Below are 25,659 nucleotides of genomic sequence, written 5' to 3' on the forward strand. Positions count from 1 at the left end.
GCCTGCCGAAATGCCATGCCTTATGGGGGCCGAGATCAGCGCGACAGGCGTTTCAGTTCGGCGCGCGCCTGCTCGGCAAGGGGGGACTCACCATGACGCGCGATGAAGAGTTCGAAGGCGTCCCGCGTTCCTTTCCGACGCGCTGCTTCGTATTCCTCTGCCACCGCAGCGGCGGGATCGCGGGCCATTGGCATCGAAGGTGCGTGCCCCGCCGTGCTGCTCCTGCCACCGCTGGCGCTTGTATTGGCTTTATTGGCCATGACTGGCACTCCTCCGAGGGGTTGATAGTCCAGCCCACCGAACGCCATCAAAGCGCCAAGCAGGCCGGCCGGGAGTGAACGTCTTTTCATGAGACCCTGCAAATTACGGGGGCGTCGTGGGATCGAGCTCTCGTGCCGTGCCCGTATGACTACGGGATTTGGTGGCTAACGCAGTCTTATGGAAGAGTGGCAGTCACAGGCGCCAAATTTAAGCCAAACGTTTACCTCTGAAGCTAGAATCACGCGCCGTCGCCCGAATCGCGCGATCGGATTGCTCCCGGAGGGTCCATTGGCCACCGCTGTTAACGTCAGTGCCACCAACAACGCCGAGATCGACGGTTTGCTATCCGGCTACAAATGGACCGGCACGATCACCTACAGCTTTCCCGACGCGTCCGGCGACTACTCTAACCCTTATTATGGCGGCGACGGCGAGCCGACCACGTCGGGTTTTGCCTCGGTGCCGACGCAGATTCGGGCGGCAATCAACTACGCGGTCGGGCTGATCCTCGGCTACACCAACGCTGACATCCAGTATGCGGGCACGAACGGCGCCGACCTCATGATCGCACAGTCGCCGGCAGCCAATCCGACCGCCTACGCCTACTATCCCGGTAATTATGCGCCAGGCGGCGACATCTGGTTTGGTAACCAATACAATTTCTCGCTGGCCAAGCTCGGCAACTACTACTTCACCACGGCGCTGCACGAACTCGGCCATGCCCTGGGCCTCAAGCATAGCCAGGAGGCCGGTGGCCCCGGCAACGTCGCGGTGCCCAGCGCGCATGACAGCAGCGAATACACCGTTATGAGTTATCGCAGCTATGTCGGCGCTTCGACAACGGGCGGCTATACGAACGAAGCGTACGGATATTCGCAGACCTACATGGCGAACGATATCCTCGCGCTGCAGACGATGTATGGCGCTGACTATACGGCCCAGAGCGGCAACACCGTCTACACCTGGAATCCGACCACGGGGCAGCAGTTCATCAATGGCGTCGGTCAGCTCGCATCCGGCGATGGCGTCGGCGGCTCGGCCAACCGCATCTACGAGACCATCTGGGACGGCGGGGGCGTCGATACGTACGACCTGTCGAACTACACGACCAACCTGAGCATCAACCTCAATCCCGGCGCCTCGTCGGTATTCTCCAACGTGCAGCTGGCCTATCTCGGCAACGGCCATTATGCATCAGGCAACGTCTACAATGCCTATCTCTACAACGGCGACGCGCGCTCCTACATCGACAACGCGATCGGCGGCTCCGGCAACGACGTCATTGTTGGCAATGCCATTGCCAACATGCTGAACGGCGGCTCGGGGAATGACACGATCACTGGCGGCGGTGGCAACGACACCATCATCGGCGGCGCCAGCACCGATACCGCGGTGTACTCGGGCAATCGGGCGAACTACGGCATCTCCTACGATTCGGCGACGCAGATTTTTACGGTGGCCGATTTACGCGCCAATCCGCCTGACGGCACCGACACCGTAACGAACGTCGAGCATTTCCAGTTTGCCGATGGTAATGTGACGGGTACGACTCTCATCAGAGAGCTCACACCTGTTCTGATCGAGTCGTTTGGCTCGACGAGCCTCGTGCAGTCCGGCAACAACTACTACTTCAATTCTGTTTCGGGCGGGACGGGGCCAACGCTGAAATATAGCGGTTCGGTAGTCACGGTGGGCCAATTCGGTAGCTGGACCTTCATTGGAGCCGAACAGACCGCAAGCGGGTATGAGGTCGCGCTGCATGTGCCTGGTAGCGACCAGTACACGGTTTGGAATACCGACGCGAATGGCACGGTCGTTTCCAATGGCACCGGCGACGCGATCGTGTCGGGCTCGAGCTTGGCGCTGGAAACGCTGGAGCCGAGCTTCCATCAGGATCTGAACGGCGATGGCGTGATAGGACTCCCCGCTGCTGTAGCGCCGGTGGTGATCGAGTCGTTTGGCTCGACCAGCCTCTTGCAGTCCGGCAACAACTACTACTTCAATCCGGCATCGGGCGGGACAGGGCCCACACTGAAATATAGCGGCTCAGTAGTCACCGCGGGCCAATTCGGTAGCTGGACTTTCATTGGAGCCGAACAGACGGCGAGCGGGTATAAGGTTGCACTGCATGTGCCTGGCAGCGACCAATACACGGTTTGGAATACCGACCCGAACGGCACAGTTGTTTCCAACGGCACCGGCGGCGTGATTGTGTCGGGCTCAAGCTCGGTGCTAGAGGCGCTCGAGCCGAGCTTCCATCAGGATCTGAACGGCGATGGCGTGATAGGACTCCCCGCTGCTGTAGCGCCGGTGGTGATCGAGTCGTTTGGCTCGACGAGCCTCGTGCAGTCCGGCAACAACTTCTACTTTAGTCCAGTCTCGGGCGGGACGGGGCCAACGCTGAAATATGGCGGGGCGGTAGTCACTGTGGGTCAGTTCGGTAGCTGGACCTTCATTGGAGCCGAGCAGACGGCGAGCGGGTATGAGATTGCACTGCATGTGCCTGGTAGCGACCAGTACACGGTTTGGAATACCGACTCGAACGGCACAGTTGTTTCCAACGGCACCGGCGGCGCAATCGTATCGGGCTCAAGCTCGGTGCTAGAGGCGCTCGAGCCGAGCTTCCATCAGGATCTGAACGGCGATGGCGTGATAGGATTACCTCCGGTCGTGATCGAGTCGTTTGGCTCGACGAGCCTCGTGCAGGCCGGCAACAACTTCTACTTTAGTCCAGTCTCGGGCGGGACGGGGCCAACGCTGAAATATAGCGGGGCGGTAGTCACTGTGGGTCAGTTCGGTAGCTGGACCTTCATTGGAGCCGAGCAGACGGCGAGCGGGTATGAGATTGCACTGCATGTGCCTGGTAGCGACCAATACACGGTTTGGAATACCGACTCGAACGGCACAGTTGTTTCCAACGGGACTGGCGGCGCGATCGTATCGGGCTCAAGTTCGGTGCTGGAGGCGCTAGAGCCGAGCTTCCATCAGGACCTGAATGGGGATGGTGTTCTTGGGGTGTCGGCCTCCGCGCCTAAATCTTCAAGCGGTTTGACAACTTACATGGATGGACAGGACGGGACTTTAAACACCGATAGCTTCAGCCCTCATGTTTCGGGGATTTTTGGAATCCCCTTGGAACAGGGCGGGAACGAACCAGCCAGTGCTCGCCTCAGCACTGCGATCGAGGCACGTCAAGCCCACACCGGGGTGGAGGACTCCTCCCACTGGACGATTGATTCGCATTTGGGCTACTTGATACTCCATTGATCAGGGTTGGTTCCGAGTCCCCATGCCCCGATCAAGGCCGGAAGCGGCGATCGAGGTGACTAATCTTGCTCGTGACGATGTCAAACTTGCCTGTCGATATCCAACCTAGCATGTGAATGCTCTCTATTTTCGTGCGGCCGAGGGATCGAAATGGCAAAGAACGTTGGCATCGGCCTCGACACTACTACTTCGCACCTCATGGACTGCTTGCGTGGTCTGAGTGCCTTGATCGTTGCGTACGTCCACGGCTTCCAGGTATTCGTCCTTCCCTACTTTGGTACCGGCACACCGAGTCATATCCTGACGAGCCTGATCTCCACATACGCCGTTGACGCCTTCTTTGTCGTCAGCGGCTTCATGATCTGCATCAGCACGCTACGTCACCGAAATCCAAATGGAACTTTCCGATCCGCCGAATTCGCCCGAGCGCGCGTGGTACGAATTTATCCTCCTCTGCTTCTGGCTGTCGCCGTCACGTTGCTGGTCTATGTCATTGTCTCAGGGCTTGGTTTGCATGGGGCGGAGAGTTTTCGCTTGGGGGGCGAACTTTTCTTGGCGAGAGAACGCGTCCAAGTGGAATGGAGCGCGCTGCCCAGTACTTTGCTTCTCCTATATGGAGCAGTGCCGTTCGTTCCGCCCCCGATCAGTATGGACGGGCCGCTATGGACGTTGAGCTATGAATGGTGGTTCTACGTCTCGACTTTCCTAGTCGCGCGGCTCTGGAACGGCTTGTCCGTTTCTCGCCTAGCTCCGATTGCACTTTTGGTCGGTATGCTGATCTACGGGCGGAATGGTCTCTTCCTATGGTTCTTATTGATCTGGCTCAGCGGATTTTGCCTCGCCATTGCCTATGTGGCTCGCTGGCTTCATTCAAGATATTTCTTTCCGGTTGTCGCGGCGCTCGCTTCTATCTTACTGCTCACTCTTCTCTTGATCGGAGGCGGGCACCTTTGGAGCGATATACTTCTGCCATACGAAACCTCATCGGCTCAGAAGATTATGGTGGTGAACTCAATGCTGGCTACAATCGCCCTATCCGTCGTCGTCCGCTCCGCATCAGTCTCTCACCGCCAATTCGCGCGCCCGCTTGTCAGGCTTTCGAACTTTTCCTACACGCTGTACGTGATCCACTATCCTCTCTTCCTTCTTGCCTTCAGTCTCCTCCATCCGTTTCTTCACGACTTCAATTGGATGGTGTCTCTGGCTACAATGACACTTGTCCTCATTCCTACAGTTTACGTATCCTCTCGCTTAGCCACTATCGTGGAGAACAGGAGGCTTCTGGGGCAGGTGGCATCTCGTCTCTTCGGCAATCGGGTCCTTCACGGGTCACACTAGAATTCGTAAACTGGCGCTGATGCAGGCTTGCCGCTCGATCTTCGGGTAGAACCGAATTGAACGGGACGAACTGGATGCCCTTGCTTAAGCCGTCTAACGGCCGTAAGACGCAAATTTGCGGCGACCAAATCCACGTTGGTTTTCCTCTGGAGGAGCCTCCTGTTGATCGTTGCGGTGGGCGCATCTGTTGGTCCACTGTCGACGGCGATCGAGGCGCGGCTCAGCCCTCTCGCACACCAAGAAAGAAGCGCTTGACCGATACGCGAGTTGATGGGCCGGACAGCCCAGGACGCGAGGGGGGACGCTTCTACCGGCTCATTCACGGCTGGTCTGCGAACCTCGTGCAAATGCTGCTCGCTCTGACGCAGCAGCTTCTTCTGATCCCGATGTTCCTGCACTTCTGGAGCAGTGACACGCTCGCGGCCTGGCTCGCGCTCTATGCGGCCGGAAGCCTCGTCGTCGTTGCCGATGCCGGCCTGCAGCTTCGCGCTATCAACCGCTTTCTTGCATTCAAGGCCTGCGCCGATTGCGATGGACGAACGGCGAATTTCTACGCCCGCATGATGCGGCTCTATCTGGCGATCGTCGTGGGACTCGGCGTCTTGCTGATTGCGGGTGCCGAGCTGTTTTCGCCGGCGATGGTCCTCGGGTTTCACAGCAGTGAGAGTTTCAATGTTGCGATGATCGTCATGACGGTCGGTACGCTGCTCGCCCTGCCGGCCAATCTCGTCTCCGGGCTCTATCGCGTGCGCGGCAAATACAGTCGCGCCGTGTGGGCGCAGAATGTCGCGCTCCTGGTCGGACAGATCGGGCAGCTCATCGCGATTGCGTGGCTCGGCAGCCTGCTTGCGGTCGCGATCACCTTGGTTGCGCCGCAGATCCTGTTCGCGATGTTCCTGATCGTCTACGACGCGCCGCGCCAACTGCCGTTCTTGAAGCGCGGAGGCGCGCTCGCGCCGCGGTCCTGGCGATGGAATGCCGCGCAATTCCGACTTGCCCTGCCGTTCGCGGTTGCCAATCTGACGGAGATCGCGCTCGCCAATGCGCCGATGCTGCTGGTCAGCGCGATGGTTACCGATCGCGTAGCGGTCGCGCAATGGGGCTTGATCCGCGTCATCTCTAGCTTCCTGCGGGGTGTCTGCATCCAGATGACATTGCCGATCGGCGCCGAGCTCGGCCACGATTTTGCGATCGGCGACATTGTGCGGTTGCGCAGCCTCTATGCCTACGGATCGCTGTTCATCACCGCGACGGCCAGCCTGATCGTTGGCGGGCTGTTGCCGTTCTGGTCGGACTTCTTCGCATTGTGGACGCATGGCAGCATTCCGAACGATGCCGCGCTCACCGTCACGGTGCTGATAGGTTCAGCTGTCGTCGCGCCCTCCCTGATGGCCCTTGGCTTCGCCAATCACAGCAATCGGGGCGATCTGCTGGTGCGGACCAAGGGAGTCCAACTGGTCGTTTTCCTGATCCTTTCGGCCGTGCTGATTCCCCGGCTCGGTTCGCTCGGCGCCGCAATCGCGATCGTCGCAAGCGACTTGCTGACCCAGGTCGGAATCCTGACGCTCGTGATCGTGCGCCAGACGCTGGCCCATCCGATCCGCCACATGCTGGTCCTGATCACGATCATGGCCCTGATCATGCTCGGTGGATGGGGCCTTGGATTGGCGATCCGGGGCCTTGTGCCGGGAGCAGGGCTGCTGCGCTTCCTAGCAGAATGCACGATCTGGCTCGTGGTCGTTGCCATCGCAGCGAGTCCGCTTCTGATGGAGCGGGTGCGTGGGCGAGTGCTGGCGGCCGTGCCGAACTAGCGTCAGTAGATTCGGGGGTAGCGGCGGTATCGCAGCCGCATCAGGTGCCGGGCAAGCTGGCGATGCCCCTCGTCGATCCGTTCGGCGAAATGAGCGAGCCGTTGCTTGCCGGCGGCGACGAGCCGGGTACGCTCCTCGACCGAGCCGACCTTGACGATGGCCCTGGCGAGGGATGTGGGATCATCGTAGTCGAACAGAACGGCGGCGTCGCCGGCCTGCGCCTTGAAGGCTTCGGGATAGATCACTGGCGTGCCGACCGCCCACGCCTCCAGCGGCGGCAGATTGGTGGGGCCGAAATAGGTGGCCATGACAAGCGCCTTGGCGCCGCGATAGAGCGCGCCCAGTTCCGTTGAGGGAACGAACCCGAGCATACGCACGGAATCGCCGAGCTCGTATTGTGCGACCAGAGCCTCGAAGGCGGCGCGCGCGCCGGGGTCTGAGCCGCACAGCACCAATGTGTGCCGCTCTCCCTGGGCCCTGAGCAGGTGCATCGCAAGCAAGATGGTGGCGTGATTCTTGTGCGACCAGAATTGCGCCGGATAGAACAAATAGCCGGGCTCAAGATGGTGCTTCCTGAGAATCGCGGCATCCTGGGCCTCTTCACTCGTGCCCGGTCGAGACATGTAGACGGACGGCGAGAACGGAATGCAGACGGCGTGATCGCGCTCCATAGCGTAGCGCCGGCACAGCAGGTCGATCAGCTCATCGGCGTTGGTGATGACTACGGCGGCCTTGGTGGCGGCACTGCGCCATACGATGTCGCGGCGCTCGAACTGGCCGAACTCGCGAACCTCGTCGAACTCGGGACTGTCGCGGAAGCAGCCGTCGAAAATCGTAATGATGAACGGCAGCTTGTAGAGCACCAAGTTCCAGTTCGAGGTGGTGGTGAAGTAGACGATGTCGACGCCGGCGCGGCTCAGTTTCTTCTCGAACGGCGCACACGCGCGCATGGTGAATTGCATCAGGTCGAACGGTCCCAGGTACCTGAGGAACAGGAACAGGCGGTCGAGCCAGCCGAGCTTCAGATACTCGCTGCTGATGCCGAGATCGGCAAGGATCGCGACGTTGTCCGGTAGTGTCGTGAATACAGTGACCTCCAGACCCACGGTCTTGGCCCAGTCGCGCATCCACATGATGTCGGTGAGCGACTGCTGGAAACCGCCGCCGACGTCGAGCGGAAGTTCGAGGAAAATGCCGACGTGGTAGCGTTTCACGGCTGCGCGGCCTTTCTCGCGATCGAATAGGCTGCCCAGTCTTTCGTGTTCGGCGCGGCGCCAGACAACCAGGCATAACTGCCTGCCGGCTCGAACCCGCTGTTCCTCAGCGATGCCTCGACCTCAAACGGAAACCAGTAGCGCATCCGGTGGATCTCGTCGACGCGCCGGATCGTCGAGCGTTCGGTGTCTTCGCAGAACAGAGTGTACTTAACGCGTACCGTTGCCTTCTGCTCGTCGTGCTCCGACTGCGCGATTCGCGTCAGGCGCAACGGAAGCTGCTCGATGACCTTGACGCGCGTCTCGACGCCTTGGGCCAGTACGGCGCCGCCATACCAATAGTCAAAGAGGAAAACGCCGCCCGGCTTCAATGCCGCCTGCGCGGTCCGGAACAGCGCCTCGAGTCGCTCGCGATCGTTCTGATAGCTGGCGACATGAAACAGTGACACGACTGCGTCATAGTCGCTTTCTGCGCCGGCCTCGCAGGCGTCGCCCTGCTGAAAGGGCATATCGAGCCCAGCTTCCGCCGCGCGTGCTTTCGCGCTGGCGATCATGTCGGCGCTGAGGTCGACGCCGGCGACGTCCCAGCCGCGGCGCGCGAACTCGATCGCGTGCACGCCCGTGCCGCAGCCGAGATCCAGCAGCTTGCCTGTGGCGATACCGTGGTCGCGCAGCCGGGCTTCGACAAAATCGACCTCCCCGGCGTAATCCTTGTCCCGGTATAGAAGGTCGTACCACGGCGCGTAGTCGGCAAACACGCTCACGCCAGAATCTCCTTAAGAGCCTGGGCGGATCGCGCGATCTCGTCCTCGGTTAGTGCAAGGCCGCTCGGCAGATAGAAACCGCGACGAGCGATGCGCTCCGCGATTGGGTGTCGCTCGTTCAGCATGAATCCCATGCGACGGAGCACGGGCTGCTCGTGCATGCACCAGAAAAACGGCCGCGTGCCGATGCCTCTCTCCGCAAGGCGCCGCATGGCCTCCTTGGCATCGAAGGGAACGTCGTCGTTCAGAACGACGCCGTAAACCCAATAGATGTTGTCAGCATAGTTGGTGCGGGGAACGGGGCGGCGGATGCCCTCGACGTTCTCGAGGTGGCTCTCGTAGAGTCGGCCGATGCGGCGCTTGATCTCGACGGTCCGCGGTAGGCGCTCGACCTGGGCGACGCCGAGAGCAGCCTGGAGGTTGGTCATACGCGCGTTCCAGCCGAGCTCTTCGTGGATGAAGCGCTGCTGCGGCTGGAAGCAGAGATTGCGAAGGCTCGCGAGACGATCGGCAAGAGCGTCGTCGTCGGTGAGGATCATGCCGCCTTCACCGGTCGTGACGTGCTTGTTGGGGTAGAAGCTGAAGGTCGAGACGTCGCCGAAGCTGCCGCAGGGCGCGCCGCGATAGGTCTGGCCATGCATCTCGGCGGCGTCCTCGATCACCTTCAGATCGTGCTTGCGGGCGAGTGCCAGGATCGGATCAAGATCGACCGGCAGGCCATAAATGTGGACCAGCATGATCGCGCGCGTGCGCGGCGTGATCGCGGCTTCCACGCCCTGGATCGTCATGTTCCAGGTCGCGGCATCACAGTCGACCCCGACGGGGACGAGACCTGCGCGCACGATGGCCGACGCGCAGCTGATGATCGTGAAGGTCGGTATGATGACTTCGTCGCCGGGCTCGAGAGCCAGCGCATGCACGGCGATCTCGAGGCCGACCGAGCCGTTGGTCACGGAAACGCCGTGTTGCCTTCCGGCAGCTTTCGCCATCGCCTGCTCGAAGCGCTTGATGAACGGCCCTTCCGACGAGATCCAGCCGGTACGGACGCACTCGTCAAGATATTTGGCTTCGTTGCCATCGAGCAGCGGCGTGTTGACGGGAACGAAAGGACCACTCACAGCGCCGGACCCTTGATCCGCGTCTCTGATACTGCCACCTCGGGAAAGCGCGTCTTGTCGTTCTCGCCGGCATAGGGGCCTTGCTTGATCTCGAACATCTCGAGCGGCTCGATGACGTGGAAGCCGTGCGCGCCGCCGACGAGCAGGATGATGTCGCCGGCGCCGAGCATGCGGCTCTCCAGATACTCCTCGGCCTCGGTGTAGAAATCGACCTGAAGCTTGCCCTTCTGAATGAGGAGGACTTCCTGCGTGAAATGCACCTCCCGCGTCACCCTGTTATGACGATGAGGCGCAATGCTCTTGCCTTCCGGATGGCTCATGAAGGCGAGCTGTTGTGACAACTCGGGCGATGAGAAGAAGGTGATGCCCGGCTCGCGGAACGAGGCGCGAACGATGATCGCATAGAGCTGTTCGCCGAATCTAACATGTTCGACGTGTTCCATCGGGGGGCCTCAAAGGAAAAGCGCTGTAATTATAGTGACATAGCGTCCCTGCGCTGCGGCACTTTGGCTATTTTGACCCGAACCGTCAAGGGCGGAGAAGCCTCGTTTCGAGGTGCTATTTTCCGTCGATGAAGCCGAGGATATCGTCGACCCGCTGCCTGAACGTGTGGGTCGAAAGCGTCCGCGCCTGCCCTGCTGCGGCAATCGCGTTGCGCTCGTCCGTATTGGCGAGGTAGCGATCGATCATACCGAGGCAGTCGCCGACCGAACGCCAGGCCGCGACCTCGCGGCGTTCATCGAACAACGTGTGAAGATTGTCTTTGAAATCGGTTAGGAGGAACGTCCCGACGCCCGTCGCCTCGAACAGGCGTGCGTTGCCCGCCTCCGCTCCCGCCATGTCGATATGCGAGTTGAGAGTGATACGAGAGGAACGGAGCACTTGATACATCTCTACGCCCCACGCCTCACCTTGATAGCAGCGATGCAGCGGCGACGATGAAGGAAGGGTGTGCAGGCCGCTACCATACAGCTTCAGGTCGTACTTCCGCGCAATCGCCTCAAGTTGCGACACCCGCTGCTGGTGGTCCGCTGAGATGGCGCCGACGAACGAGATGTCTATGTTTCGCTCGGGCGCCGGCGGAAGAATGTCGAGGATCTTTGGCTCGAAAGCCAGATGGAGCGTCTCGGCTCTGACTCCCGCATTGCGAAAGGACTGCACAACTCGAAAGATTTGCGAGATCATCAAGTCATAGGCCGACCAGTCAGCGCCTCGGGAAGGGGCGATCCCGACCTGGCCGATCAGGATCGTGCGACCGATGCTCTTGATCCGCCGCGCGAGAGGCGCATCGACGTGGAACACGTCCTGGTTGAGGACGAGGTCCGGCCTAAACTCCTCTATCTGAGCCAACAGGATTGTTTCCGCCTGCGCGTCCAGGCGCGGGCTAAGGCCCACCTTACGCGCCAGCGGTCTTAGTGCGGGCTTGAACGGTGCAATCGCGCGCTGAAGCCAGTTGGGAATAGCTTGCCACTGCACCTCGGAGCCTGGTGTTGGTGGCTGTTCGAGGGCGAGGCCGTGCTCGCGCGCCCAGGCCGCTCGCATCCAGGGATTGTTAATGTGAATGTCGGCGGCGACATGTCCCGCCGCGACGAAATTGCGCGAGTAGAAATCGGCGACGCCGAACAAGCTGGCATTTCGGGCCGCGATCTGCATAGTGTAAGGGGAATGAGAAAGTCCGGGCGTGCGGCGGTACAGCCAAGCCAGGAACCGTGGATAGTCCGCATTGAGGATGAGTACGCGCACGGTCTTCAGTGCCCCTGTTCGGGGGCGCCGCGTGGCATCACGTACCAGAGGAAAAACAGCAACACCGCGCCGTGCGTCAGCATCACCGTCGTGAACGGAACGTTCATGAGGGTCTGCGGCAATAGTGCGCCCGATATCAGAATGATGCGGGGGCAAAGACCGGCGGACATTCCATTGGCGATGGAGATTACGATGCCGCAGGCAAGCGCCGAGACAGGGGCAAGCACCGGTCCGACCGATGCAACGCCTTCCGTCGCGAATAGGGATGCGTTCATATAACCGCCGATGCCAAACCAGTTGTATATGACTACCGCGAGCGGCTCTTGATAGGGGCAAGACATCAACGGCTTCAGGAAGCTGATTTGGCAGAAACGGGTCAGGTCGTGTGAGAAGAAGAACTCGTTGTAATAATCCATCGCAAGTGACGGGATGGCGATCAAGCGAAGATTGACGAGCTGGAAAATGGGCATCGCAGATCGTTCCGGGAAAAGACTATGTCGGAACAGGACAAACAGGATCATGCCGGTTGCGGTTGGTACTAGAAGGGACAGGACGATGGTTGCTCGTAATTCCATCAACCGCGTCGCGGCGAGCATAACGATGAGCCAGGCTGGAGCGAAGAAAGCCTGCTTGCTTAGTGTAATCGGATAGAACAATAGTAGCACGATCAGGACGGCGCTGGCACGCCAGTAGCTACCGCGAAGCGCGTAGCAGGCGAATGCAAAGGGTAGCAACGCGGTCGTCGCAATCCCGACCAGATAGTTCACGACTGTTGGCGCAGATAGGGTCTCCCGATATCTGTAGATGTCCTCGATCGAAACAAGTCTGAAATTATAGCAAGCGCTGATGGCAGCAATAGCGGCACCGATCAGCACGAGGCAGCCCAAGAGGCGCTCGAAGTCACGCGACGAGAGCGTCAGCAATCGCGGCAAGGTCGGCTGGTAGAGCGCGAAAACTAGGAACGCCACCAAAGACGCTGCCGCCGAGAAGCCGCTCAGTCGATGGTTGTAACCGAATTCGGAAAAGGTATTCAGCCAGAGGTAGCCTGCGATCATCACAAAGAGGTAGTAGCCCACGAAATAACCGAAGCTGAAACTGGCGCGGACGAACAAGAGAGTTAACACGGCGAATGCCGCAATCGTAGCGATCGCCTTGGGGAGAGACTCGTAGCGGAAAAAAATGTGATAGTGGGAATAGGCCTGTGCAACAAAGATTAACGAAACGCAGCCCAACCCGAGATGGACCAGAATCAGGAGGGCGAGGCCACGGTCGTTGCCGGCTAAACGAACTCCGTCTCCGGCCTCCCGATCTCTGATGTCAGCAGGGAACCCCATATCGCAGTTCGAATAACCCATCCATTGAGTGTGTGCAATGTGCGAAGCGTGCCCGGACAGGGGATATTGCACAGGTAAGGCCTTGATTCTTTCGCGTTTTTATTAATATAGGTCACTTGACCGGCAGGCTCAGAACCTCAGCTTCCTGTCCGCCGGCGGAGAACATCGAGGTCTCATGATCCGGTTCGGCCTGCTGGGATGCGGGCGCATCGCCAAGCGCCACTCCGACCTTTTGGGCGGCAACCATATCGAGGGCGCGCGTCTTGTTGCTGTTTGCGACTCCGATCGCGCACGGGCGGATGCGATTGCCTCAAAATTCGGTGTTGCGGCGCATGACAATATAGATGCGATGCTGGCGCGTGACGATATCGACGCCGTCGCAGTGCTGACGCCGAGCGGGATGCATCCGCAGCACGTGATTGCCTGCGCGCGCGCCGGTATGCATGTCGTCGTCGAAAAGCCGATGGCTCTCCGGTTGCAGGACGCCGACGAAATGATCCGCGCTTGCGACGAAGCTGGCGTGAAGCTGTTCGTCGTCAAGCAGAATCGTTTCAACGTTCCGATCGTCAAGGCGCGTGAGGCGCTCGATGCCGGCCGGTTTGGCAAGCTCGTGCTCGGCACGGTGCGCGTGCGCTGGTGTCGGGATCAGACCTATTACGATCAGGACGCCTGGCGCGGTACCTGGGCCCAGGACGGCGGCGTGCTGACCAACCAGGCGAGCCACCACATCGATATGCTGGAGTGGTTTTTCGGCGATGTAGTCAGCGTTCATGCGCGTAGCACCACCGCGCTTGTGAACATCGAGACTGAGGATACGGCGGTCGCGACGCTGAAATTCCGCAGCGGTGCGCTGGGAGTTATCGAAGCCACGACCGCTGTGCGGCCGGCCGATCTCGAAGGCTCGATCTCAATCCTCGGCGAGAAGGGTACGGTTGAGATCGGCGGCTTTGCTATGAACCAGATTCGTCATTGGCGCTTCGTCAACAAGCTGCCGTTGGACAACGACGTGATCGAAAAATACTCGGTCAACCCGCCTAACGTCTATGGCTTCGGCCATCAGGCTTATTATCAGCATGTCGTCGAGTGTCTCGCCGACCGCGGCGCCGCGCTAGTCGATGGGCTGCAGGGCCGCAAGAGCCTTGAGTTGATCTCCGCACTCTACGAGTCCATCGAGACCGGGAAGGAGGTGCCGCTTCGTTTCGTGCCGCGTCGCAGCCGCTTGGGCATTGCCTCGTGAGTGGCCCAGCGCGCAACCCGATCGGGATCCGCGACGTCAACTTCGGTGTCGGTGTCGCGGTGGTCGAGCCGTGCAACCTATACGGCTGTACAATCGGCGATAACTGCTTCATCGGGCCGTTCACTGAGATCCAGAAGGATGTCGTCATCGGCGCCCGCACGCGCGTGCAATCGCACAGTTTCGTCTGCGAACTCGTCAGCATCGGCCAGGATTGCTTCGTCGGCCATGGTGTGATGTTCATCAATGACACGTTTGCGGGCGGTGGGCCCGCGCGCGGGCGAAAGGAATTGTGGCGCGAGACCAGGGTCGGCAATCGGGTGTCGATCGGCTCGAATTCCACGATCCTGCCGGTGGCGATCGTCGACGACGTCGTGATCGGCGCGGGCTCGGTGGTAACGAAGGATATCACCGTTGCCGGCACCTATGCCGGCAATCCGGCGCGGCTATTGACCTTGCGGAAGTGACGAATGGCGGTTCCCTTCGCCGATCTCCAGCTCCAGTACCAAAGCATCAAGGGCGAGATCGACGCGGCGATTGCCGCCGTCATCCGCGACAATGCCTTCATCCGCGGCCCCTTTGTCGATGCATTCGAGCGCGACTTCGCCAAGGCTGCGTCGGTCGAGCATTGCGTCTCCTGTGCCAACGGGACCGACGCACTGTATCTCGCGATGGCCGCATTGAAGGTGAAGCCGGGCGACGAGGTCATCACGACGGCGCATTCCTGGATCTCGACCTCGGCGATGATCACGCATGCCGGCGCGACGGTGAGGTTCTGTGATACCGACGGGGTGACCTTCACGATCGATCCTGCAGCGATCGAAGCCGTGATCACGCCGCGCACCGTCGGCATCATCCCGGTGCACCTCTACGGTCAGCCCGCCGACATGGACGCGATCATGGCGATTGCGAACAAGTACGGATTGTGGGTGATTGAGGATTGCGCGCAGGCGCATCTGGCGTGCTACAAGGGACAGATGGTCGGAACGTTTGGCGCGGCTGCGACCTATTCGTTCTATCCGGGCAAAAATCTCGGTGCGATGGGCGATGCCGGCGCCGTGGTCACTAACGACGCTGCGCTCGCCGAGCATATGACGAGGCTCGCGCGTCATGGCGGCTTGGTGAAGCATCAGCACGAGATCGAGGGCGTCAACAGCCGGCTTGATGGCATGCAGGCCGCAATCCTCTCGGCAAAGCTTCCGCATCTGGCCGCCTGGACCGAGGCGCGCCGACGCGCCGCCGCGATCTACGATGCCGGCCTCAACCAGATCGAGGGGGTGAGCGTGCCGCAGGTCGCGCCCGGACGCGATCATGTCTATCACCTCTACACGATCAGGCATCCGCGCCGCGACGCGCTGGCGGCGCATCTCATCGCCAATGGGGTGCAGACCGCGATCAACTATCCGACCGCACTGCCGCTGCTTCCAGCCTATGCGCGATTCGGTCACACCGCGGCGCAATTTCCGCATGCATACCGGGACCAGAACACCATCCTGTCGCTGCCGATTTTTGCCGAAATCACGCCGGCGCAGCAGGACAGTGTGATTCGTCTCCTCCGCGAATTTGCATAGCGCCGGGCATTGCTCCCCGCTCGCGTGAGATTTGTTGATCCTTCTCAAAGATTTGTGGGCTCCGCACGGTTGTATTTCGGGGGCGCGGTTCCCGGTCCATTGATGGGACCGCAGCGCATTCAAAACTGGCCTCCAGCAGCCGGAATGTTTAGAAGCGGGGCCGTATCAGGTCGGCAGGCGGGTCGGGCGGCCGGCCAGAGGGGAACAGGAACTTTGCGAAAAGTACTTTTGACGGGGGCGGGCGGTTTCATCGGGTCGCACCTTGCGGAAGAGCTGGTCCGGCGCAACGTCGCGGTGCGCGCTTTCGTGCACTACAACAGCATGGGCGCGCATGGCTGGCTGGATTCCTCGCCGCCTGACATCAGGAAAGAGTTCGACGTCTTCGCCGGCAATGTCTGCGACCCCAACGGCGTGCGCACCGCCATGAAGGGCTGCGACGCGGTGCTGCATCTCGCCGCGCTGATCGCGATTCCGTACTCCTATCATTCGCCCGACACCTATGTGGAAGCCAACATCCGCGGCACGCTCAACGTGTTGCAGGCGGCGCGGGATCTCGGCGTCGAGAAGGTGATCCATACTTCGACCAGCGAAGTCTACGGCACGGCCCAATTCGTCCCGATCACCGAGGAGCATCCGCTCCAGGGCCAGTCGCCTTACTCGGCGACCAAGATCGGCGCCGATCAGCTCGCGCTGTCGTTCGAGCGCTCGTTCGGCACGCCGGTGACGGTGGTGCGTCCCTTCAACACCTACGGGCCGCGGCAATCGGCGCGCGCGGTGATCCCGACCATCATCACGCAGATTGCGGCGGGCGCGCGCAAGATCAAGCTCGGTAGCATCCATCCGACGCGCGACTTCAACTATGTCGCCGACACCGTTGGCGGCTTCCTGGCGGCACTCGACTCCAAGGCCGGCATCGGTGAAGTCATCAATATCGGCAGCGCCTTCGAGATCTCGATCGGCGACACCGCGCGGCTGATCGCCGAGCTGATGGAAGCCGAGATCGAGATCGAGCACGACGACGTGCGCGTGCGCCCCGAGCGCAGCGAGGTCGAGAGGCTCTGGGCCTCCAATGCCAAGGCGCAAGAGCTGATCGGCTGGTCGCCACGTTTCGGCGGGGTGGATGGCCTGCGCAAAGGGCTCGAACAGACCATCGCCTGGTTCACCAAGCAGGAGAACCTAGCCCGCTATCGCGTCAATGCCTACACGCTGTGAGCCAGATGAGCATGTCCTCCGCGCAAGCGAGCCAGAACCGTCCCGCCATGCTTGACCTCAAGCCGGTGCTCGATGCCGTCGATGCCGCGCTCGGCTCGGCGCAGCGCCCGGTCGAGCTGCATGAGCCGCGTTTCGGGCAGCGCGAGCGTGAACTCGTGCTCGACTGCATCGACACCAACTGGGTGTCGTCGGCAGGCAAATACGTTACCCGTTTCGAGGAGATGGTGGCGGAAGCGACCGGTTCGCGCCACGCGGTTGCGATCGTCAACGGCACCGCCGCGCTGCACGCGGCGCTGATGCTCGAGGGTGTCGAAGCCAATGATGAGGTGCTGTTGCCCTCGATCACCTTCGTCGCCACCGCCAATGCCGTGAGCCATGCCGGCGCTGTGCCGCATTTCGTCGATTCGACGTGGGACACGCTGGGGCTCGACCCGCGCGCGCTCGAGGCGCATTTGGACGCAATCGCGGTGCGGCAGAACGGCGCCTGGGTCAATAAGCACACCGGACGAAGGCTGCGTGCCGTCGTTCCCGTGCATATCTTCGGGCATCCCGTCGACATGGCCGCGCTCGGCGCGGTCGCCGCGCGCTATGATCTGGTCATCGTGGAGGACGCGACCGAGTCGCTCGGCTCGCGCCTGAACGGCAAGGGCTGCGGCACTTTCGGGCACTCGGCGGTGCTGAGCTTCAACGGCAACAAGATCGTCACGACAGGCGGCGGCGGCATGATCGTGACCGACGACGAGGCTCATGCCCGCCACGCCCGCCACTTCACCTCGACGGCGAAAAAGGCGCACGCCTGGTCGTTCGAGCACGACGAGGTCGCCTACAATTACCGCCTGCCCAACATCAATGCCGCGCTGGGCTGCGCGCAGATGGAGCGGCTGGCCGGAATGGTCGCGGCCAAGCGCGCGCTCGCCGAGCGCTATCTCGATGCCTTCCGCGACTTCCCCTGGGCACGCATCTATCGCGAGCCGAAGGGGTCCGAGAGCAATTACTGGCTCAACACGCTGGTGCTCGACCGCGAATATTCCTCCGAGCGTGACCGCCTGCTCGAGGCCCTGCACGGCCACGGCATCCGCGCCCGGCCGCTCTGGACGCCGATGCACCTGCTGCCGATGTACCGCGACTGCCCGCGCGCGTCGCTCCCCGTCGCCGAGGACATGAATACGCGCTGCATCAACCTGCCGAGCAGTCCCTTCCTCGCCGGGGCAACGAACAAGAGCTGATGCCCCGGATCGTCTTCTTCACCATTCACAGCACGACGGCCTGGTGGAAGTACCTGGCCTCGCGCATGGAGTTCGCCGACGCGGTCGTGCTCAGCGATCTCCGCGACGACGGCGACTATTCGCTGGTCGACGACTTCTATCGCTTCGCGGACACGGGTGATGCGGCGTCCGCAGCGCTCGACCGGTTCGGCGCGGAAGGATGCGCCGACATCATCCTGCGCTGTCGCGTGCTCAGGAGCATCGATCGCGATCTCGCGCTGAGGATGATCGGCGGCATGACGCAGGCGATCGAGCAGGCCTTTGACAAGCTTGGCCCCGATCTGGTCATGACCTTCACCATCGACCGCTACGTCATGGACGTGATGGAGCGCATCGCGCGGCGGCGCGGTATCGACTTCCTGGAGATGACGACCTCGATCATCCCGGACCAGGTGATGCTGATGCGCCGCGGCAGGCCGGTCTGGCTGCGCGAGCCGTCCCGAGAAGACATCGATGCGGCCGTCGGCCAGCTCTGCAGGGAAGATTTTGCGCCGGCCTATGTCCGCGACGCCAAGCGGTTCTCGCTGGCCAGGTTCTGGCGGATCTTTGGCTACTACGCTCTGCGTGGCGCCTTCTTCAACGTCTGGCGCTTCCTCAAGCGCGATCGCTACAACTGCCACTATCTCGACGCGCTGAAGCGGTTGAAGCACAAGGTGCGCATGCGCGACGTGGCGGTCCTCGGCCTGCTCGACCATGGCTGGGACAAGCGGCTCGCCGAAGTGCCGCGCGAGCGGCGGGTGTTCCTCGGGCTTCAGCTCTTCCCCGAGGCCTCGATGGATTACTGGCTCGAGCAGCAGGGCATGCTGGCGCATGACGACGTGGTGGCGCGCTATTGCGAGGCGCTCGGTCGCGCCGGCTACCGCATCTTCGTCAAGGATCATCCGCTGCAGTTCGGCTTCCGCCAGCGCGAGCTGTTCGAGCGGCTGGCAAAGCTGCCCTCCGTGGTGCTGGTGCCCTACGACGTGCCGGCCAATCTCCTGATCGGAAAGTGCGCGGTATCCGTGACCTTTACCGGCACCATCGGCTTCCAGGCGGCGCTCGCCGGGCTGTGCTCGGTCGCGACCGAGCCGTATTACGCAACCGAGCAGCATTTCTTGCACGTCCGCAGCACGGGCGAAGTCGACGGTGTCGCCGAGCGGCTGGCGCGGTGGCAATCCCCCGACGATCTCGACACCACCCGCCGTGCGATCATGCGTCATCTGGCGTCGATCAGCGTCGAGGGAGACTATTTCGGCTGGCGCAAGTTCGATCCCGAGAACGCGGCGCAGCGCGCATCGGTCGAGCCGCTGGCGCGTTCGCTGAACGCGCACCTGCCGAAATTCCTGAAGTCCTGTAGACCGCTGCCTGACGTTACAGTGGGGAACGCGCCAACCGATGTTGACGGCCGGCGGTGATGGAACAGCTTGATGCGATCTCGTCTGTTTGACCTCGTGACGCGCCCGGCGGTCGCCGGCACGGTCGCGGCGCTGGTCCTGCGCGCGCTGACGCTGGCGAGCCGCTTCCTGCTGTCGCTGCTGCTGGCGCGCATGCTGTCGCCCGCCGAAATGGGACAGTACGGCCTTTTGACCGCGGCGCTGGCCTTCGCGCTGCTCGCGGTCGGTCTGGAGTTCTACTCCTACACCTTGCGCGAACTGGTGCCGGCGACACCAGAGCGGCGTGCGCGCATTATCGCCGACCAGATGGTGCTTGGCACGGCCGCGCTCGTGGCGGTCGGCATCGCGATTGCCGTCGCGATCGCCGCGGGCTCCTTTCCGGCGCGTCTGGCGCCGTGGTTCATCCTGATCCTCGTCACCGAACACGTCTCGCTGGAGGCGACGCGGATACTGATCATTACCTGGCGGCCGGTGAGGGCCTATATCGGCGTTTTCCTGCGCGGCGGGATCTGGGTGTATGCGATCGCCGTTCTGATGCTCGCGGCGCCTTCGACGCGGACGCTGGAAACCGTGATGGTCTGGTGGGCGCTCGGTGGGGTGGCGGCGATTGCCTTTTCTGCGTTCTCGCTCTCCGAATTGCCGTGGCGCGAGCTCGGGGGATACCGGCCGGACTTCAAGAACATCCGCGAGGGCCTCTGGGTTGCGCGTCCCTTCATGCTGACGGCCGCGGGAGCGCTGGTCATTTCCTATGTCGATCGCTTCGTTATCGACGCCTTCGTCGGCCGCGATGCGCTCGGCATCTACACCTTCTATTCGACGATCCTGATCGGCCTGCTGTCACTGGGCGGCTCGGTGTCGCACCAGTTCCTGCCGAAGGTCATTGCGGGCTATGCGGCGGGCAGGAATGCCTATCGCACGGCGCTGCGCTCGTTCTTCTGGTCGATGCTGGCACTGGTCTGCGCCACGATGATCCTGTCGGCCTTTGCCATGGGGCCCATGCTCGCGCTACTCGGGCTGTCGACCTACGCGGCGAGCATCGGCGTGTTCTACGCCATGCTGCCGGGGATATTCCTGCGCATGCTGGCGGATGTTCCATCCTATGCGCTCTATGCGGCGCGGTCGGACAAATATCTCCTGGTCTGCAATCTCGGTTCCGCCGCGGTATCGACCGCGCTGAACGTGGCGCTGATCCCCGTGCTCGGCATCTACGGTGCGGCTCTTGCTGGCGGAATCGCCAGCGCGGCGCTGTTCGTGTCCCTGACGGGCTTTGCCACCCACAGGATGCGCGAGAGCTTCAGGGAACCCGCCGCAACCGAGACGGTCGGCCTTCCCACCGATCCAGACATGCTCTACCCCTGAGGGCAATTCATGGGTAAACGTCAAGGCAATCTCACGCCGCAACCCGAGGGGCGCTTCTTGGACGGCAAATTGCAGCAGCGGCCCATTCCGTTGGTCGGCACTCTCGCATCGCCCGCGATTCTGATGACCGTGATCTGGTTCGGGGCGCTTTTCGCTGTCGCCGTCGGGCCGATCAACTATCCGGGGCAGCCGTCGACGGCGGTGCTGACCGTGGTTACGATCGGGCTCGCGATCTTCCTGCTGTCCTATCGGGGCGGCAAGCTCGCCTTCGATCGCTGGTTCGCAGGCCAGGGCCGCTCCTCGCCGCCTTCTGCACGATTGCTCAACAACGTCACCATGGCCGCGTCGCTGTTCGGCATCGTCGGCATCGCGCTGGTGGCGCTCGACCGGACGGTGCTCAGCGGCGTGAGCAACTCCAGCTATTCCGAGCTGCTCCGTTGTGCGCCAGGGCTCGTCGACACGGTTGCGATCAGGCGCACGCCGCTGCTCTATGGCGGTTACATGATGTTCTCGTTTGGCTTCGCCTCCCTCGTGCTGTTCTTGCTCAGGGGAGAGGAGATCAGGGGATGGGCCGCCGCATTGGCGCAACTCTCCATCATCTCGCCGGTCGGGTATGCGCTGCTTTATTCGGGCCGGATGCCGATCCTGTTCGTTCTCGTGCTGGTCGGGATGGCGATGCTGGTGCGCCTCGCCCAGGGGCGAACGCTTCTGCCGCGAGGCCATTATCTCCTGCTCAAGACCGTGATCGTCGTGGGCCTGTTCGCCGTCTATTCGAGCGCGATCTGGTCCAGCCGGCAGAACTTCTGTATCCAGATGTCGCCCCTGATCGCTGAATTGCAGCAGGAGAAGAACCAGCGCGATACATCCATGGCAGCTGGTGCGCCCGCGACATCTAGCGAAGCCCACCGCGCCAAGCCTGCGGAGGCGATCACTCTAGCCGAGCTCAACAAGCGGGTCGCCGAGGCGCAGGCGGCCCCGCCACCGTCCACCGGCACGAGCTCGACGGAAGCCGTGCTGGCGATGATGCTTGAAGCCTGGAACGTCAAGCCACGCGGCTACGTCGCGTCGGCGATCGAATCCAGGCGTATATCGTCACGCAGCGCGATGATCGGGCTGAGCACGTATTTTTATCTGACCCATGGCGTGCGGACGGTCGATATCGTCTGGAAGGCGCGCGACAAGTTCACGCCCCAATGGGGCGTGTACGAGGTCGGCGTGCTGTCGCCTCTGCTGCGGATCTTCTTCCCGGAGAACGATCAGGTCGCAGTTATGGAGGCCGAACTGCGGGAAGCGCTGATCTATGGTTTCTTTCCGAGCGTCTGGGCCGCCGCCTTCATCGATTTCGGCCTCGTTGGCGCGATCCTCTACGTCGCGATCTGGGGAGGCGTGGCCGGCTGGAGCGCGGCCGGAAGCCGGCACTCCGGTCTGATGACGCCGCTGCTGCTGCTCGTGTTCGCGCTCGCCAGCGTCCTGCTCAGCCCGGTTCAGGGACCCCTCGGCATGGCCAATTCGGCCCTGGTGCTGGTGTCGATGGCGGCGACCGGGCTGGTACTGGATCTTGCGAGGCTACGGGACAGGGCGCCGCTGGAAACGGGTGAGCTCGGGCTCAACAGGACGGTGACCTGATATCAGCGCGCGGAGATGTTGCGCAGCCACGCAACGGTTGCCGCGACGCCTTGCTCCATGTCGCAGGGAAGCGGCCCGCAGACCGCGGCGGTCGGCGCCAGATCGAACTGATACTGCGTGAGCACGTTGTTGAGGCGGAACGAATTGAACGGAAACCGCTTCAATCCGATCGCGTTCACGGCGTCGCCGCAAAGCGCCAGCGTGCGGGCGACGCCGGTCGGCAGATGCGGGATCGGGCGCGATCCGAAAGCGCGCTGAAATGCGTCGCTCCACGCGATCAGATCGATCGGCGTGTAGTCGGCGAGATAGAACGTCCGGCGATGAATCTGCTCCGCCGGCACGCTCAGCAGACGCCAATACTGGAAGGCGATATTCTCGATATAGCTGTAGGACTTCCAGAGCGGGCCGTGCCCGACGTGGAAATAGTGGCCGCGCTCGATCATGTGCAGGAAGCGCTGGTAGTGCGCGCTCATACCGGGACCCCAGACCGTGGTGGGGCGCACCAGGCACCATTCGCGCTCCGCGCCGTCGGCGCTGCGGACGATCTCCTCGGTCCGCACCTTGCTCTTGCCGTAGAGCGTGTCGGCCCTGTACTCGGTGTCACTGGTCGGCACGTAGCCGACGCGGCAGACGAGCTGCGACGAGGTCCAGATCGCGCGCCGCACCGACGGCGTGCGCCGCACGGCCTCGACCAGGTTTTCGACGCCTTCGATATTGGCGGTGTAGCCGGCAAGGTCGGTCTTCTCATCGAGATCGATGCGGGCGGCGAGATGAACCACCGCATCGGGTGCGGCGCTGGTGACGGCTTTCGTCAGCCCGCCGGCATCGAGGATATCGCACACGATATCGGTGGTCTCGGCCGGAACCTTGTCCAGTCCCACGACCTCGCAATGTTCGGCGCGCAGGCGCCGCACCAATGCCTGGCCGATGAAGCCGGAGCTCCCGGTCACGAGTACTTTCATGCTGATGTCGCTGTCTTTACCGGAGGGGCGGTCGCTTGACCGGCTTGCCGGGCTGATCTACCAAACCGACCAGTCGATTGCAAACTGTGGCAAATGCATTGTTCGTATAGGCATTTTGCGATCGCTATCCTCCACCTCGGCTTCTGCCCAACCGGCGCTCGCTTCATGAAGGCATTCGTCTCTGCCGCGTTTCAGGCCATCAACAACGTCCTGGAACCGATCGGCCTGCGCCTGATGCGTACCAACGCGCCGGTCAGGAATTTCGGCCTGTTCTTCAAGCATCTGAAGTCGCTCGGCTTCGATGTGAAGACGGTGGTCGACGTCGGCATCGCATTCGGCACGTCGCCGATCTATGACGCATTCCCGCGCGCCAAGTACTTCCTGGTCGAGCCGGTGACGGAATGCCGCCCGCTGCTGGAGCAGCTCAAGCAGCGGCTCAACGCCGAGTATTTCCTGGTGGCGGCCGGCGCCGAGAACGGCGAGATCACCTTCAACGTCCATGACGACATCTCGGGCTCCAGCATCTTCGCGCAGGTCGAGGGCAAGGCGCTCGACGGCGAGGCGCGCAAGACGCCGATGCGGCGGCTCGACTCGCTATTGCCGGAGACGCTCGAGCACCCGGTATTCCTCAAGGTCGATACGCAGGGCGCCGAGATCGAGGTGTTGAAGGGGCTCGGCACGCGGATCAGCGAGATCGATCTCATGATCCTCGAAACCACCATGATGCCCATGCGGCACGGCATTCCGCAATTCGCCGATATCGTGCGCTTCTGCGACGACGCCGGCTTTGCGGTCTACGACGTGTTGGAAGGGCATATGCGCTCGCTCGACGGCGCGCTCGCCCAGATCGATCTTGCCTTCATCCGCAAGGACAGCCCGCTGCGCAGCCAGGCGGCTTACTTCAGCCCCGAGCAGCTTGCCGAATATCTCAAGCGTCCGAGCAAGCTGCGCGGCGCTTGAGTGCGCAGCCGCAAGCTTCGCGTCAGATTTCCGCGAGCAGGATGAACAGGCAGCGGCGCTCGCCCTTGTTGACCATGCCGCCGCGATGCATGCCGTTGCCGTCGAACAGCACGCAATTGCCGTAGTTCGAGGTTGCGGCGAAATGGCCTTCGCGCAGGCGTGCCACCTCGGGCGAATTGTCGGGCAGGTCGCCGCCGAAGTCAGCCTTCTTGCGCAGGAACGCCGGCAGCGCCATGAACTTCTTGCGCGCGTCGGGCCGGCGGCCGGAGAAGCCCGAGAAATCGTTGGTGCGGCGGATCATGCCTTCGAACCAGCCGATCTTCGCGTTCTGGCTGCCGCGGATGTAGCAGAACGGGCCGCCATCCGGGCCGATGTCATGGACGTAAATCGCGCATTTCAGCATGCCGTAGGTGGCATCGATGTGCAGATAGCTGCCCCAGGGATCGGCAAGCTGCGTGTCCGGGAACACACGCTTCCAGAATGCGAGATCCTGATCGTTGATCTGCGCGTTGACGTGCTTCACGCCGGCGGGGCGGCCGAGATAGGCGCTCGCCGCTTCCATGATGCCGTAGCGCTTGAAGATGGACTCGACGGTCGCGAACGCCTGCGGATCGGCGGACCGCGTGCACCAGTAGACGTTGTCGTCGAACTTGCGCTTCTCCGGCGGAATGTTGGCGCGGCGCTCGTCGAGCTTGGCGAAGCCCGGATTGGTCACGCCGCGGATCTGCTCGATCTCGTCGGGCGTGAGGTTCAGGCAGACGATGCCGTCGGATTTGATCTTGTTGAGCAGCGCCGGGTTTGCCGGCTGCGCGGGACGGCGCGCACCGGTCAGCCAGCCGATCGCGCGGCTTGCACGGATGCTTGCGAACATCGAGATGTAGCGCAGCGCCGTCTTTGCATTGAGGCCGCTGAAGCCGGCCTCCTTGGTCAGCAGCGGCATGTTGTCGTAGTCGACGATGCGGCGAATGGTGACGAAGGCGAAGGTGCGTGCGAACACGTTGAGCGCATAGAGCCGCTCGCGGAAGGTCGGCTTCGGCAGCATGCCGCCATAGGCCGGATGCGCGTCATAGTCGATCGCCGGAAGCGTGTTGCCGCGATAGGGCGGAATCGGAAGTTCACCAATCTCGACGGCGCGTGCCACCGGCGTCACGTCGGAAAGTGAATCGATCGTCGTCATGTCGCGTTCTCCCGGAACGAGCGCGGTTCGTCTCAAGCTCGTCCCGATCTATACAGCCTGGGGCGCGGCT

At 62.1% G+C, this 25,659-nt stretch carries 21 protein-coding genes; 12 read left to right on the top strand and 9 right to left on the bottom strand.

The annotated features are described in order from the left end of the window. Positions 1 to 35: 35 nt before the first annotated feature. Positions 36 to 260 (bottom strand): hypothetical protein, encoded by a 225-nt coding sequence (locus K408_RS0134055; RefSeq protein WP_349509779.1) that lies wholly within the window; start codon positions 258 to 260, stop codon positions 36 to 38. A 289-nt stretch (positions 261 to 549) separates the two neighbouring features. Between K408_RS0134055 and K408_RS41540 the strand changes: the two genes are divergently transcribed. The 3 genes from K408_RS41540 (at position 550) to K408_RS0134070 (ending at position 6,677) form a co-directional block, all read left to right on the top strand. Further along, positions 550 to 3,528, top strand: a complete 2,979-nt coding sequence (locus K408_RS41540) for a M10 family metallopeptidase C-terminal domain-containing protein (RefSeq protein WP_024343036.1) — start codon at positions 550 to 552, stop codon at positions 3,526 to 3,528. A 150-nt stretch (positions 3,529 to 3,678) separates the two neighbouring features. Then, positions 3,679 to 4,866 carry an acyltransferase family protein gene (locus tag K408_RS0134065; protein ID WP_024343037.1) on the top strand — a complete coding sequence of 396 codons (1,188 nt, stop codon included), beginning with the start codon at positions 3,679 to 3,681 and terminating at the stop codon, positions 4,864 to 4,866. A 251-nt stretch (positions 4,867 to 5,117) separates the two neighbouring features. After that, positions 5,118 to 6,677 carry an MATE family efflux transporter gene (locus K408_RS0134070; RefSeq protein WP_155248776.1) on the top strand — a complete coding sequence of 520 codons (1,560 nt, stop codon included), beginning with the start codon at positions 5,118 to 5,120 and terminating at the stop codon, positions 6,675 to 6,677. A gap of 2 nt (positions 6,678 to 6,679) precedes the next feature. On the opposite strand, the gene K408_RS0134075 is transcribed toward K408_RS0134070, so the two are convergent. The 6 genes from K408_RS0134075 to K408_RS39470 form a co-directional block, all read right to left on the bottom strand. Then, positions 6,680 to 7,891, bottom strand: coding sequence for a glycosyltransferase (locus K408_RS0134075; protein WP_024343039.1), 1,212 nt, complete (start codon positions 7,889 to 7,891; stop codon positions 6,680 to 6,682). Continuing rightward, positions 7,888 to 8,655 (bottom strand): class I SAM-dependent DNA methyltransferase, encoded by a 768-nt coding sequence (locus tag K408_RS0134080; protein ID WP_024343040.1) that lies wholly within the window; start codon positions 8,653 to 8,655, stop codon positions 7,888 to 7,890. The genes K408_RS0134075 and K408_RS0134080 overlap by 4 nt, the downstream gene beginning before the upstream one ends. Next, positions 8,652 to 9,773, bottom strand: a complete 1,122-nt coding sequence (locus K408_RS0134085) for a DegT/DnrJ/EryC1/StrS family aminotransferase (RefSeq protein WP_024343041.1) — start codon at positions 9,771 to 9,773, stop codon at positions 8,652 to 8,654. Before K408_RS0134085 ends, K408_RS0134080 begins: the two co-directional genes overlap by 4 nt. After that, complete coding sequence (locus tag K408_RS0134090) at positions 9,770 to 10,216, bottom strand: cupin domain-containing protein (RefSeq protein WP_024343042.1); 447 nt, start codon at positions 10,214 to 10,216, stop codon at positions 9,770 to 9,772. The genes K408_RS0134085 and K408_RS0134090 overlap by 4 nt, the downstream gene beginning before the upstream one ends. 115 nt (positions 10,217 to 10,331) lie before the next feature. After that, entirely contained in the window at positions 10,332 to 11,516 is a 1,185-nt protein-coding gene (locus K408_RS0134095) for a CgeB family protein (protein WP_024343043.1), read from the bottom strand. 5 nt (positions 11,517 to 11,521) lie between these two features. Continuing rightward, positions 11,522 to 12,850, bottom strand: a complete 1,329-nt coding sequence (locus K408_RS39470; RefSeq protein ID WP_155251401.1) for a hypothetical protein — start codon at positions 12,848 to 12,850, stop codon at positions 11,522 to 11,524. Positions 12,851 to 13,025: 175 nt separating this feature from the next. On the opposite strand from K408_RS39470, the gene K408_RS0134105 reads away from it, so the two are divergent. From K408_RS0134105 to K408_RS0134140, 8 genes are all read left to right on the top strand, one after another. Beyond that, positions 13,026 to 14,087: a Gfo/Idh/MocA family protein gene (locus K408_RS0134105; RefSeq protein WP_024343045.1), complete on the top strand. Its 1,062-nt coding sequence runs from the start codon at positions 13,026 to 13,028 to the stop codon at positions 14,085 to 14,087. After that, on the top strand, positions 14,084 to 14,551 hold the full coding sequence (locus K408_RS0134110) for an acyltransferase (RefSeq protein WP_024343046.1): 468 nt from the start codon (positions 14,084 to 14,086) through the stop codon (positions 14,549 to 14,551). Before K408_RS0134105 ends, K408_RS0134110 begins: the two co-directional genes overlap by 4 nt. A gap of 3 nt (positions 14,552 to 14,554) precedes the next feature. Continuing rightward, complete coding sequence (locus K408_RS0134115) at positions 14,555 to 15,655, top strand: DegT/DnrJ/EryC1/StrS family aminotransferase (RefSeq protein ID WP_024343047.1); 1,101 nt, start codon at positions 14,555 to 14,557, stop codon at positions 15,653 to 15,655. Between the two features lie 213 nt (positions 15,656 to 15,868). Then, positions 15,869 to 16,867 carry an NAD-dependent 4,6-dehydratase LegB gene (locus K408_RS0134120; RefSeq protein WP_024343048.1) on the top strand — a complete coding sequence of 333 codons (999 nt, stop codon included), beginning with the start codon at positions 15,869 to 15,871 and terminating at the stop codon, positions 16,865 to 16,867. Between the two features lie 5 nt (positions 16,868 to 16,872). Next, entirely contained in the window at positions 16,873 to 18,093 is a 1,221-nt protein-coding gene (locus K408_RS0134125) for a LegC family aminotransferase (RefSeq protein ID WP_245265973.1), read from the top strand. After that, positions 18,093 to 19,526 carry a hypothetical protein gene (locus K408_RS0134130; RefSeq protein ID WP_024343050.1) on the top strand — a complete coding sequence of 478 codons (1,434 nt, stop codon included), beginning with the start codon at positions 18,093 to 18,095 and terminating at the stop codon, positions 19,524 to 19,526. Before K408_RS0134125 ends, K408_RS0134130 begins: the two co-directional genes overlap by 1 nt. Positions 19,527 to 19,538: 12 nt before the next feature. Beyond that, a complete protein-coding gene (locus K408_RS0134135) occupies positions 19,539 to 20,864 on the top strand; it encodes an MATE family efflux transporter (RefSeq protein ID WP_024343051.1) in 1,326 nt (441 codons plus the stop codon). 9 nt (positions 20,865 to 20,873) lie between these two features. Then, complete coding sequence (locus K408_RS0134140; RefSeq protein ID WP_024343052.1) at positions 20,874 to 22,490, top strand: hypothetical protein; 1,617 nt, start codon at positions 20,874 to 20,876, stop codon at positions 22,488 to 22,490. Between the two features lie 2 nt (positions 22,491 to 22,492). Here the strand turns inward: K408_RS0134140 and K408_RS0134145 are convergent, their stop codons facing one another. Beyond that, positions 22,493 to 23,452 carry an NAD-dependent epimerase/dehydratase family protein gene (locus K408_RS0134145; protein WP_024343053.1) on the bottom strand — a complete coding sequence of 320 codons (960 nt, stop codon included), beginning with the start codon at positions 23,450 to 23,452 and terminating at the stop codon, positions 22,493 to 22,495. A 165-nt stretch (positions 23,453 to 23,617) separates the two neighbouring features. Between K408_RS0134145 and K408_RS0134150 the strand changes: the two genes are divergently transcribed. Further along, a complete protein-coding gene (locus K408_RS0134150; RefSeq protein WP_024343054.1) occupies positions 23,618 to 24,412 on the top strand; it encodes an FkbM family methyltransferase in 795 nt (264 codons plus the stop codon). 22 nt (positions 24,413 to 24,434) lie between these two features. On the opposite strand, the gene K408_RS0134155 is transcribed toward K408_RS0134150, so the two are convergent. Then, positions 24,435 to 25,589 carry a phytanoyl-CoA dioxygenase family protein gene (locus K408_RS0134155; protein WP_024343055.1) on the bottom strand — a complete coding sequence of 385 codons (1,155 nt, stop codon included), beginning with the start codon at positions 25,587 to 25,589 and terminating at the stop codon, positions 24,435 to 24,437. Between the last annotated feature and the right edge of the window lie 70 nt (positions 25,590 to 25,659).

The organism is Bradyrhizobium sp. in8p8, assembly GCF_000426845.1.
Lineage (GTDB): Bacteria > Pseudomonadota > Alphaproteobacteria > Rhizobiales > Xanthobacteraceae > Bradyrhizobium > Bradyrhizobium japonicum_C.

What these genes read in the sequence shown, in the direction of transcription:
- K408_RS0134155 (WP_024343055.1), bottom strand. Translation starts at nt 25,589, where the DNA reads ATGACGACGATCGATTCACTTTCCGACGTGACGCCGGTGGCACGCGCC.
- K408_RS0134135 (WP_024343051.1), top strand. Translation starts at nt 19,539, where the DNA reads ATGCGATCTCGTCTGTTTGACCTCGTGACGCGCCCGGCGGTCGCCGGC.
- K408_RS0134150 (WP_024343054.1), top strand. Translation starts at nt 23,618, where the DNA reads ATGAAGGCATTCGTCTCTGCCGCGTTTCAGGCCATCAACAACGTCCTG.
- K408_RS0134105 (WP_024343045.1), top strand. Translation starts at nt 13,026, where the DNA reads ATGATCCGGTTCGGCCTGCTGGGATGCGGGCGCATCGCCAAGCGCCAC.
- K408_RS0134115 (WP_024343047.1), top strand. Translation starts at nt 14,555, where the DNA reads ATGGCGGTTCCCTTCGCCGATCTCCAGCTCCAGTACCAAAGCATCAAG.
- K408_RS0134145 (WP_024343053.1), bottom strand. Translation starts at nt 23,452, where the DNA reads ATGAAAGTACTCGTGACCGGGAGCTCCGGCTTCATCGGCCAGGCATTG.
- K408_RS0134125 (WP_245265973.1), top strand. Translation starts at nt 16,873, where the DNA reads ATGAGCATGTCCTCCGCGCAAGCGAGCCAGAACCGTCCCGCCATGCTT.
- K408_RS0134130 (WP_024343050.1), top strand. Translation starts at nt 18,093, where the DNA reads ATGCCCCGGATCGTCTTCTTCACCATTCACAGCACGACGGCCTGGTGG.
- K408_RS0134055 (WP_349509779.1), bottom strand. Translation starts at nt 260, where the DNA reads ATGGCCAATAAAGCCAATACAAGCGCCAGCGGTGGCAGGAGCAGCACG.
- K408_RS0134090 (WP_024343042.1), bottom strand. Translation starts at nt 10,216, where the DNA reads ATGGAACACGTCGAACATGTTAGATTCGGCGAACAGCTCTATGCGATC.
- K408_RS39470 (WP_155251401.1), bottom strand. Translation starts at nt 12,850, where the DNA reads ATGGGGTTCCCTGCTGACATCAGAGATCGGGAGGCCGGAGACGGAGTT.
- K408_RS0134065 (WP_024343037.1), top strand. Translation starts at nt 3,679, where the DNA reads ATGGCAAAGAACGTTGGCATCGGCCTCGACACTACTACTTCGCACCTC.
- K408_RS0134140 (WP_024343052.1), top strand. Translation starts at nt 20,874, where the DNA reads ATGGGTAAACGTCAAGGCAATCTCACGCCGCAACCCGAGGGGCGCTTC.